Genomic DNA, 10854 nt, shown 5'->3' on the forward strand with positions numbered 1-10854 from the left:
TGCGATCAATCAGTAAAATAAGCGAGATCAATCAAGATTCGTGAACGATGCTTGCTGCTCCTGTCCCTCGATAGGTACCATGAATTCCATGGCGTACGGTTTCTGGATGATTGTGGGGCTCACTCCCATATAACTCTTGCCGTTAAATTTGAGCGAGAACATCTCCCTCTTAGTCTTCTTACCGCTGCCCTGTGCGAGTGTGGCTTTAACTTCGTTTCCGAGTTTTTTGGGATCGAGAGGGTTCATCGCATCATTGTAAATGTAAAGGTGAACGGTGCGGTCGGTGGCTCTGACTAACTCGGCTTTGAATTTGGATTTTGACTCATGCTCATGTGAGTGACTGTGAACATGTTTGTGATTGTGGTCACTATCATGATCGTGCGCCTCGTGCTTTGCTGTTAATTCGGTTACGAGCCCACCATAGTGTCCGCCGTCCGTCACAGCTGGGTGGTGCCCGCCTTCATGGGCCAACAAACGCGTGGTAGCAAAGGCAGTCACAAGCACAAGTGAAGCATAGGATCTCATGTTAGAATCTCCTCTTCTCGCTCATGGCGATTTTTTAAATAGGCTTGGACACCCGACCGTCCAAACTTAAGGAAAATAGTCGGTGTCACTACTAGGTCTAGTAAGGTCGAAGTACTGAGTCCTCCGATGATTACCACGGCTACTGGGTAGAGTATCTCTTTGCCAGGGGACCCCTTTGCTGCGAGTAGGGGTAGCAATGCCAGTGTGGCTGTCGACGCGGTCATCAGCACTGGGATCAGGCGCTCCTGTGTCCCGCGGACGACAAGATCGCGGCCGAAGGTCATTTTTTCCTCAACGATCAGATGTAAGTAGTGGGTGATCATCATAATGCCATTACGGGAAGCAATGCCGCATAATGTGACGAGTGCTATGAGGGTTGCGACTGAGATGGTGCGATCGGTCAGGTAGATGGCTATCGTGCTGCCGATAAATGCTAGAGGGATGTTGAGCATGACTTGGAGCGCCAGAATAATTGAGTGGAAGTGAAAATACAGCACAAGAAAAATCGCAATCAGCGCTAGAGTCGCAAGTACTTTGATGCGTCTAGCTGCATCTATTTGATTCGCAAATTGACCATCCAGTCTGAGGTAGTATCCACTCGGTATCTTAACGGCATTCTCTACGGCGGTCAGGACCTCTGAGGCGACACTGCCGATATCTCTATTGTCTGTATTCGCAGCTATGACGATCCGTCGTTGCATGTTTTCCCTGTTGATCATGTTGGGTCCGGTGCCTTTGTAAATTGCGGCAACATCGGCAAGTCGGACAGGTTCCCCATTGGGCATGAATTTGACTAGGGTAGCGCCTATTTTTTCGGGTGATGCGCGCGAATGGTCGTCAAGGCGCATGAAAATATCGTAGGCTCGTTGATCTTCTAGTACTGTACTCGCAGTCTCGCCGCGGAGGGCTAACTCAAGGTCGCTTGCTAGACCACCGGCTTTTATCGCATAAATATTGCTTTGGTTGCGGTCGACTGCAATTTTTAGCTGGGGGATCAGTGCCAGGGGTTCAGGTTGAAGATCCACTAGACCTTTAATTCCTGAGATGACATCTTGAATTTCGCCGCCAAGACGTCGCAATTCCGCAAGATCTGGACCAAATACTTTCAAGGCTAGCTCGGCTCGAACTCCCGACAGTATGTGATCGAGTCGATGACTGATGGGCTGACCGATATTGACGTAGACGTCCTTGATCGATTCAAGTCTGGTCCGGATCTCATCTAGGACGACAGGTCGGCTGCGGCCGCTTGGATGGAAATCGACGTCAATTTCGCTCCAATGAATGCCCTCCGCGTGCTCATCCATCTCGGCCCGTCCGGTGCGCCTTACTGTAGATTTAACCTCGGGTACCGATAGAATAGCATTTTCTGCCTCAATTCCTTTGGCGTCAGAGCTAGCGAGAGAAATACCGGGAGTGGCAGCGAGGCCAATGGTAGCAGTGGATTCATTGAACTTCGGTAGAAAGTTGCGTCCCATTTGCGGCAGCAAGCTAAGGCTTATACCCATAAGTAGAGCCATCATGGATATCACGAGGTAGGGATGCGGGAGTGCGATGTCCATCACTTTCCGCCCAAACTGTTTCAAGCGCTGGGCGACCAAGCTCTCATTTTGAATGGCTGTGGATGTGGCATGCCGCAGAAATAGAGCACAGAGAACCGGCGTCAGCGTTAAGGACACTGCTAATGACGCCAGTATAGACACGACGTAAGCCACACCCAGAGGAATGAAGAGACGTCCCTCGATCCCGCCTAAGGCAAAGAGGGGCGCGAACACGAGGCAGACAATGACTGTCGAGAATACAATCGAATTGCGTACCTCTGAGGAAGCCTCGTAGATCACCAGCAGGGCGTGCCGCGGTTGCTGGCGGTTGCGATTTTCGCGTAGCCGACGGACCACGTTTTCGACATCTACTATGGCATCATCAACGAGCTCTCCAATGGCGATAGCTAGGCCACCTAGGGTCATCGTGTTGACGCCTATACCCATGTAATAAAAGACAGTCGCGGTGACAAGTAAGGACACCGGGATCACGATGAGCGTAATGGCGGTAGTACGGATATTTACTAAAAAGATAAAGACCACAACGCCTACAATGAGGATGCCGTCTCTTAGAGCCCCTTGGACATTATCAATCGCTGCCCGGATAAAATGCGCCTGTTTGAAAAGGTCATTTTGAATTTCAATCCGGTCGGAAAGAGTCCGACGAATTTGATCGATTTCTTTATCAATGGCTTTGGTTAAGTCTAGAGTGCTCGCTTGGGGCTGTTTCTGAATTGTTAAAATGACAGCTGGAGCGGCGTTAATAGAGGCGAGTCCTCGTTTGACTTTTGCCGCAATTTTTACCGTAGCCACGTCTTTAACCAACACTGGCTTACCAAAGTGTAGGCCGACGAGCGAGTTTTCGATGTCCTCTACACGGTGTACGCGTGCCAGAGGCCTAATCAGATATTCGCGACCATCGAGATCGAGAAATCCGCCTGTGGTGTTTTCACTGATGCTCGTGAGTGCGCGGCGTAGCTCTTCTAGCGACACAGATTTCTTTTGTAATTTGTCGGTGGAAACGAGAATTTGATATTGCTTGACGTCGCCACCCATCACCACGACTTGGCTGACCCCGGGAATGGCCATCAAGCGAGGCCTAAGATTCCAGTCTGCCAATGATCGCAGATCCATTGGGGAGACCAAGTTATCCTTGGGCTGCAAGCCTATAAATTGAATCTCTCCCATAATCGATGTGATAGGTCCGATAATCGGTTGGACGCCGCGCGGTAAACGCGCTTGGGCTATTTGTAGCCGCTCGCCTACAAGCTGGCGATTGCGGTAGATGTCGGTATCCCAGTCAAACTCGACGTAGCAAATCGATAGTCCAATTCCGCTCGTCGACCTTAGGCGGGTGACGCCGGGAGTTCCGTTCAGGCTCGCTTCCAAAGGTGTCGTCACCAGGGTCTCTACCTCGTCGGGGGCGAGACCCTGTGCTTCGGTCAGAACCACGACCGTGGGGCGACTTAGGTTTGGGAACACATCGACCGGTAGTTTTCCACTTGCCCAGACACCGTAGGCGACGAGCAAAGCTGTCGCCATGATCACAGTGAGTCTGTGTCTTAGGGAGAAGCGTATGATGGCGTCTAGCATACACTCAACCTGCAATGAAAACGGCGTCTAGGAGGCGTTAATGATGGGATTCGTAAATGGCTCTCTCGGTCTCTATCGCGCTCCGGAGTATGTCGGCTCGTTGCTGTTTCAGTGGGCTTGTTTTGGTGAGGGATTTGTATCTGGATAGGTACTCGAGGGCTAAATCAAATTCTTTTACCTTGAGGGCGACGGCAGCTCTATTGAACGCTAGAATTTCGGTGTCAGTGCCCAGTTCTTTGGCTTTGTCCAGGAGCGCCGATGCTGCCGGCAAATCGCCCTCAATAGACTTTACTATTGCCAGGTGCAGCGCTGGAGTGCCGTCACCCTTGGCCAAGGCGAGAGCGCGATTTAACGCTGCTTCAGCCTGATCAAATTGCCTAAATTCCAAGTAAAGTAGACCTAAGTTTAAATAGGCTGCCGCATCACTAGGGTTGGTGGCAATCGCAGCTTCAAAAAAGCCGCGAGCTACACCGTAGTCAGCCCGCAAGGTCGCAGCCACGCCCTGGAGCGTGAGGGCGTCACTATCGGCTGGACTCTTGGCACTGAAAGCTCCCAAAATACTGTCCACCGCATCGAGATTGCCGGTAAGTAGATGCGCCGCGGCGAGTATCTTTCTGGCATTGGCATTTTTGGGGTCACTGCCGAGGACTCGCATGAGATCGGGTATTGATTTTTGTGCTTGGCCTAGGGCTATCTCTGAGAGTGATTTCTGTAGTTTAGCATTGGTGTCATTTGGCAGGGTGCGCAGGGTGTCGATGGCCTGTTTTTGCTCGCGTATGGCAATACCCACCAGACGATCGGGGCGCACCTCGCGGTCCAGCCTGTAGAGAATGCCCTGGGCTCCCCCGGTGTCGGTTGCACTGCGATAGGCGAGGAAGAGCGGTGGCGCGTAGAGTTCGCGGAACTCGCCGCCTTTGGCACCTGAGGCCACCTTCTGACGGGCAAAGCGGGCCCAAGGTGACATATTTGCTGTGGATTCGGCAAGTTTAGCGGCGGCAGTGTAACTGCGCGCAGCTTTTTCCTGCGCGACCAGTGCCTCTTGTTCCCAGGTGTCCTTTGTATTTGCATTGTCGCGTGACTTAGAAGCTACCTCTGGGGCAGCGAATAGACCTGCAGCCAGGGATTCATTGAGTCGAGCCTCCAGAATGTGGGAAGCGATACTAAACTCCGTGTCACCTGCGCCGCGTACATCTTCTAGGGCAGTAGCAATGCCCTTGATGGCATTGCTTTTGGTCCGGATGTCTACGCTAAATTTCTCGACATTTGTGGCGAGGCGTCCAAGAAAGGGGAGGCTTTCTTCGTATACTAAGTTAAACATTGATGCGGCCAAGCTACGTGCAAAGGCTCCATTTTGATCTCTTGACTTATGTCTTTGCGACATCCTTTTGAGGGTTTGCCAGTAGTTTTTGCGATTCTCAAGGTCTACGGGGCTAAGTGTTGGGGGTTTTGCGGCAATTAAACGCTCCCCACCACGGTCTGGCTGCAGAATATCACTGTAATTCTGTCGCGACTGATTGCTTATAGTGGTGGGTTGTAACTGCCTGCCGCTTTCCATCAGAGCTAGATCAGCTCTCGGGTCATGGGAGAAATTGCGGGCAAAAGTCGCAAACATCAGACTTGCCTGCTGATGATTGCCGGCCGCTCTGGCGGCGACGGCGCTATTGTACAGCGCGGTAGGCACTCGAGCATCGGATGGAAAAGAGTTCACAAACTGCTGATACCAACTGACGGCTTCCGCAAAATTGAAAATTTGGGCGTTTGCGTCAGCGATCAGAAGCTGTAGATTGGCTCTCGACGCCGCGTTGGTTTTTTTTGCCATAAATTGAGTGGCGTACTGAGTTGCATCAAGGTAGAGACCTGCCTTTAGTAGGGCAACCACGGCGTTATAGGTCACTGTTTCTTCTTCAGAGTCACTGGGGAACCTAGTATTAAAAGCTTTAGATAGTTTGGCTGCGTTTTTATATTCCGCCTTAGTCAGAGTGCTTTTGATCCGCTCTAACATGGCACGCCTGAGATGCCCCGACACGGTGGGCAGCACCGTGGATTGGGTGGTCGCCAGGGTCGCTTCGAAGCGTTCACACCATAAGATAATTTCTTCCCAGGCCGATTGTTTTTGGTAATCTTCGAGTAGTCTCAGCAGTGCGAGCTGGCCGCTGGTGGTCTCTGGGAACTCTGAAGCCAGACGTCCAAGGCGTTCGGCCGCTAGACCTAGTTGCCCGTATGTGATCATGAGCTCTGCCACCTGTAGTTTGGCGGCTGCTTGTACGGATTCGTGAGGAACAAAAATGGGGGAGTCATCGATAATCTGCATCAGTTGTCTGATCTCAGCTGGTAATTCTTGTGCCTCTGCTGGGCCGTCTGTCGGCCTTTTGGGGACATTCACGGCTACAAGGATTTGTTGCTCGGTCATGGCCTTTAGCCAGGCCTCCCGATAGTGTGTACCTTGATCTGTTTTGCTTTTGGCAACCTGCAAATACTGCTGCACAGCGTCCCGGTGGTTCCCGATTTTGGCAAGAGCTGCAGCGTAGGTGAAACGGACGTCATAGGCGGAATGACCGGTTGGGAATTGTCCCAAATACATGGCCAAAATTTCTGCCGCTGCGGCAAGCAGGGCGCGATTGCCCGTATTGGAGCCGTCTTCGAGTAAAGTGAGGCCATATCTCTTAAGGGCTCTTTCGACGGCCCGCTGACTAGCATTGAGAACCTGATCCTCGCCCTCAAAGTTCTGGCGCCAAGCGCTGTCGCCAAGGTGTTGGGCTACCATATCACGCAGAGTATCTAGGATACGTTCGGGATCTTTTGCCGCGTAGCTCCATACGAGTAACTGCTCATATACTGCTGCGTTGTCTGGATTGTTGGGATCGTCGTGCGCAAGTCTGAGGTAGGCCTTGGCAGCACCAGCAAGGTCTTGGGCGGCAACTAGCCGCGTCGCAAGGCGGTTCAAGTAGATTTTAAGGCTAGCTGTCGCACCCACGGTTTGGAAGTAATTTGCAGCTTGCTCGATGTCATTTTGCTCTGCCCAGATAAACGCAAGGTCTGCCAGTAATGCCTTGGCTAAATTGTACCGAGACATTCTTGGTTTTTGTTGTCCGAGAAATGTGACTGCCTGTTGCATCTCGCTGATGGATCGTTGCACCTCAACTTGTTGCTCGGCCAGTGATCCTCTTAGTGTGATCATGCGTAGCCAGGCAATCTTATACAAAGCATATGGCTTGGCAACCCGGTTGCTAGATTGGGCAGCTTTACTTAATGCTGCAAAGGCACTGGGCCAATCACGACGGTGGTAGAAATAATCGCCCATCGCAAGATGCGTGAGCGGTATCCAAGTTGATTTGGGGTAACGATTTTGGAATAACTGATAAAGTGTGGGGGCATTATCATTCATGGCACGGACTGAACTCGTAATGACTCCGTAAGAGGCTGCGTCAGTCCCTGCTAGATCCGGGAATTCCGAAATCGCTCGCCTAAAAGTTGAGAGTGCGCTGCGGAGTTCTGGCGCGTTACCGTAATATGGGGGTTTAGGAACGGCGTCTTTTTTGCTGCACCGACTAAGACGATCTGAGATCTGATGGCGCTGCTCTTGAATTAGAGCATGTTTTTGCAGATATAGATTACCGAGCTTAATGAGGCTGACATGCCTCTTGTACCCGGTGACATCTGGGTCTGAAAGATTATGCTCGTGTTCGATAACCTCTTGGCTTATTTCTGCGATTTTTGAGCTCAAATCTTCTTGGCTAACCGCTCCGTCGACCGGGTTCATGTAATCAATGAATTCCTCAATATCCGGTGAGCAATGAGCCAGTGGTAGATAGGTTTGCCCGAGAGTGAATGCTGCGGCGGCAGCGACATGGCTCCACGTCGTGGGTCCTAATGCCAACCACGTGAAATAGACTAGGTTGTACTTGGTTTTGCTAAACAATCACCGGGACTTTCTACTGAGTTTTTTGAGTTTCTTTAAAGATAGGGCTTACTTCTACTCTGCGACTTAGTTCACAATCGTAAATGCCGCATGCGCCTTCGGTATGGTCTTTGCGCTCGATCGGGTTGATATTGCCTAGGCCGTCAATACTGATTTGATCTGGCGGCCAAATATTGAAGTCTGCAATCAGAGTGCGGATCAGGTCTGCGCGAATCCGACTAATTTTTTTATTGGCCTGCTGCGTTGCGGCGGGGTTCATCCTAAGGCTTGGGACGGAGTATCCAATGACCGCTAACCGTGCTGTCGTTGCCGATTCAGGCAATTCGGCTAGCAGTACCTCGGCATAGGTTCTAAGCATGATCTTTGCTCGCGGCAGGCTTGATTTGCTCAGGTTGCCCTCGCCGCTTGGGAAGCGTATTCCCGAGGCTTTGTTGAGAATGAGTCGACCGCGATCATCGATAGCATGAGCTGCGCCCAATTTGGCGAAGGCGTTTCTTAGTGCCTTAACAAAGCCCTGCTGCGAGGTAGTGGTTTTTTTCTGGTTCGTCAGGTTGGTCGGTAGTTCTGGAGTCATGAGCGTTTCGTCTGAAGGCTGCTGAGCGATTCGCGCGACTTCTCTTTTATGCGTCTCTTGCGCGGGTTGAGGCGGTGGTAAGTCGGTGGTGTTTAAAATGAAGCTCAGGCGATCGAAATCATTGATAGGCTTGATAGTCCACTTGGGAGCCGCTATCCCCGTGCTACTCTGCGAAAGCATGGACGAGGTTTTTAGTTCGTCGCCATTGAGCGGGGAAGGTTTCATGGGAGGCAACCTTGGTCGCTCCGATTGCGTCCTTGGCTCTGGTGACGGTTCGGTGAGCTGGATGGTTGGCTCGGCCACCTGCCTCTGGGGCTCAATCGCAGTGGCCGATGAGTGAACGCAATGCCATCCACGCGCCATATCCTTAGCTACGGTACCGATACTGATATTGCCTCCGCCGCGGAGCAGGGCTTTTGCTTGATTGGCATTTTTGGAGTCCTCATTTAATGACCAGATGAGGCTATATTTCGGAAACGGGCCGAAGCTAGCTATGCGATCCGTCAGTCCAAGAAGTCCCGATTGTCTGATGGTACCCGACGGTGTCAGGAATGCGCTGTTTAGCTCTGCTTCAGTCGGTAGGCGCCAGCCATCCATACCGCTCCATTGGCCTAGCTTTTCACACGCAGATTTTGCTTCGCTCCAGGTGAGATATTCTCGCGCCTCGCGAAAGCCATCTTGCCCAGGGGCGCGGCTGCTCCAGATGAGCCCCGTGCTGGCGTCTTTGTACGCGCATTGCACCTCATCGTTGACATCGCTCAATTGCGATGGGCATTGCTGACGAGTCTTGCCATCCGTGCTGGTGCTAAGATCGAGCCATCCGGGTACGCTCATTTGTGTACCACTAGCAGTGTCTTGCGCTGACTTTTTGTGCATACATGCAAGAAGACCGAGGCAAGTAATGCAGACTTGCGTGACCAAAATAACGTGGTGACGATTGAATGTAGTTGTCATGCTGCGCTTGGACTAATTGTTTGAACTTACGAAGGAGTGGCTAGCCGGGAGGGCACTTAAAAAGTATAATGTTTATAATATTATATGTTTTAATCTTGCCACGGGCAACGTGTATTCCGCAGGTATGAAGCAACTGTCTTTAGTAGTGGCCCTGGTCGTCCGGTCGTCCGGTCGTTTGGTATGATGGTCAACTTGACAAGAAAATACGTCGCAATATTGCATGTAGCCAGCACTTTGCTGGCGTTCACGATCGTATTCACCTGCGAGGCAAAAGCTGCTAATCAAATTTGGCCTACCTCCTATCTGCGCATAATTTGGAACGATCAAGCTAAACCGATTAATTTGCGAGGGGATCCCGAGGTATTAGGCAAATCTTGTGGTGCAGTCGGTGCTGCACTTGGACCAGGCAAGGGACCGTGGGGATTTGGGCTCTTCCCGAAATTTGGATGTTTTACCAATGGCCGTTTGATCGGTGGAGCTGAGGGTAGTTCAGCGTGGATATTGATGGTTGAGGAGGGTGACAAGGTCACTGACTTCAGCCTCATGGTGGATCCAGGTTCAGTGGGAGCACCGGGAGATGCTCAGTCGCAACTTGGCGAGGTCGGGCGTCTGAGACTGCCGAGTTCCCCTTGGCTGGTTGAGTTTGTGCACGACCCCGAATTTGTGAATCTCCTGGCCTTAGCTCTGCTGGTGCGTTTGCCTGTGGTCGCTATGTTTGAGGATCCGCATGCGATCCTCAGTGGCGGCTACTTGAAGGTTGGCAGCGATGCGGTGGGAGGGCTAAAAACGCCGGCGCGCTTGCAGCTATTTAAGGCCAAAGTAGGCAATAGCTGGGTCTTAGAAGAGCAGGCGCCGGCCCTACTTGAGAGTACTGAGGAGGGTGAAGTCTGGCATTTCAGTGATGCAACTACGCCGCTACCAGGTAATGGCACGATGATACTAGCCAAGCCGATTGGTCCTGGGGCGCCCGAATACACTAGGATCGTATCCGCCTTATCTAAGCGCTATAAAACTTTACTGCAAAACCGCAAGAGTAGTTTTAAAGCTGGCCAGTCACTTAAAGATTCACTTTTGCGGCAATCGACGGCGTCGGGGTACGTGGGGCTGCGCTTTGCTAAGTCGCTCGTAAGTCGGCGTGATGATCTTTTGGTCGGTGCCAAAATGATGGGAGTTTTAACAGAACTCCGCAGTGGACCGATGAAAGGGTTCAGGCTTTATTACGACAGTATTCCGCGGGTAAGTAAAGATCTACAGGGGCAGCAATTTTTTTACGAATCGAGTCATTTGATCGCTGGCTACGGTTTCATATTTGAGCCTAATATCCTACTCGACAGGATAGACATCGCACCTAAAATAGGCGGATGGCGGCTTAGCGCACGGCTTCCCTTAATTAATGAGATCGGTGGGATTGAGATTCTAGACTTTAGCGCTGCGAACCGATTTAGTTTTGGCGTCGAGGCTCGCGGAGAAATGATCCGTTACGGATGGGTGGCCACTGGTTGGGTAGCCCAGGATATCACGGCCGGGCGATTAACAAAGCGCTTGGGCCAAAGTGCGGTGTCGCAGCGGATCGGATTTGACGGATTCGCGCCCGGTATTAAATTAGGCCATGAGCGTGACCATATCAATTTGTCGTTTCTTGGATTTTGGTACCGCGAAGATACGCGCATGGACATTGAGGTTCCCAGCGGCTTTGTCGTGCGGACCATCGCGAGCTACGGTGGCGCTGGAATATCGATCGCTTGGTAGAT

The 10854-nt window shown here is 51.6% G+C and carries 5 protein-coding genes; 1 reads left to right on the plus strand and 4 read right to left on the minus strand.

The window, feature by feature from the left end:
- Positions 1 to 27: 27 nt before the first annotated feature.
- The 4 genes from FJ146_06780 to FJ146_06795 are packed head-to-tail and all read right to left on the minus strand — an operon-like array spanning position 28 to position 9103.
- Positions 28 to 525: a hypothetical protein gene (locus FJ146_06780; protein MBM4251657.1), complete on the minus strand. Its 498-nt coding sequence runs from the start codon at positions 523 to 525 to the stop codon at positions 28 to 30.
- Positions 522 to 3656 carry an efflux RND transporter permease subunit gene (locus FJ146_06785; protein ID MBM4251658.1) on the minus strand — a complete coding sequence of 1045 codons (3135 nt, stop codon included), beginning with the start codon at positions 3654 to 3656 and terminating at the stop codon, positions 522 to 524. The genes FJ146_06780 and FJ146_06785 overlap by 4 nt, the downstream gene beginning before the upstream one ends.
- Positions 3657 to 3693: 37 nt before the next feature.
- On the minus strand, positions 3694 to 7575 hold the full coding sequence (locus FJ146_06790; GenBank protein MBM4251659.1) for a tetratricopeptide repeat protein: 3882 nt from the start codon (positions 7573 to 7575) through the stop codon (positions 3694 to 3696).
- Positions 7576 to 7588: 13 nt separating this feature from the next.
- On the minus strand, positions 7589 to 9103 hold the full coding sequence (locus tag FJ146_06795; protein MBM4251660.1) for a DUF1566 domain-containing protein: 1515 nt from the start codon (positions 9101 to 9103) through the stop codon (positions 7589 to 7591).
- 192 nt (positions 9104 to 9295) lie between these two features.
- On the opposite strand from FJ146_06795, the gene FJ146_06800 reads away from it, so the two are divergent.
- On the plus strand, positions 9296 to 10852 hold the full coding sequence (locus FJ146_06800; GenBank protein MBM4251661.1) for a hypothetical protein: 1557 nt from the start codon (positions 9296 to 9298) through the stop codon (positions 10850 to 10852).
- Positions 10853 to 10854 lie beyond the last annotated feature (2 nt).

It is taken from the genome of Deltaproteobacteria bacterium (assembly GCA_016874735.1).
In the GTDB taxonomy this organism is placed as follows: Bacteria; Bdellovibrionota_B; Oligoflexia; order Oligoflexales; family CAIYRB01; genus CAIYRB01.

Bases quoted from the DNA above. Each gene is read 5' to 3' on its own strand.
- FJ146_06780 (MBM4251657.1), bottom strand. From the start codon at position 525: ATGAGATCCTATGCTTCACTTGTGCTTGTGACTGCCTTTGCTACCACG.
- FJ146_06785 (MBM4251658.1), bottom strand. From the start codon at position 3,656: ATGCTAGACGCCATCATACGCTTCTCCCTAAGACACAGACTCACTGTG.
- FJ146_06795 (MBM4251660.1), bottom strand. From the start codon at position 9,103: ATGACAACTACATTCAATCGTCACCACGTTATTTTGGTCACGCAAGTC.